Annotated in this window: 1 protein-coding gene; it reads left to right on the forward strand. The window is 37.1% G+C overall.

The features are described 5' to 3' along the window. Positions 1-141 precede the first annotated feature (141 nt). Positions 142-572: NAD-dependent epimerase/dehydratase family protein (locus ACS8FC_RS19590; protein WP_439298015.1), on the forward strand; the 431-nt coding region annotated here is incomplete at its 3' end.

Genomic DNA, 572 nt, shown 5'->3' on the forward strand with positions numbered 1-572 from the left:
CAAGAAATGGTGGAACACGATTTATTAGTTGCGAAGCGCCATGCATTGTTAGTAGCTAATGGTTATTCGTTACCACTTACCCATGAAGATTAGAACATATAACACTGATACCTGTAAAATGAATATAAAGGTGAACAATTAATGTCTATGCAATACAAAGACAAGATTTACATCGCTGGTCATCGAGGTATGGTGGGTAGTGCCATTGTTCGTCTATTAACTAAGCGTGGATATAGTAATTTGCTTACTGCAGAGCGCAGTGAATTAGAGCTTATGTCACAGCAGCAAGTAACAGAGTTTTTTGCGACACATCAGCCCGATTATGTATTTTTAGCAGCAGCGAAAGTTGGTGGTATTCAAGCGAACAATAGTTATCCTGCAGATTTTATTTATGATAACTTAATGATTCAGAATAATATTATTCATGCAGCGCACCAATTCAACGTTAAAAGATTATTGTTTTTAGGTTCTAGTTGTATCTACCCGAAGAATGCACATCAACCGATGATTGAAGACTCACTATTATCAGGCCAACTAGAACCGACTAATGAGCCTTACGCTATTGCAAAAAT

This window comes from Psychrobacter sp. 1Y4 (assembly GCF_051847555.1).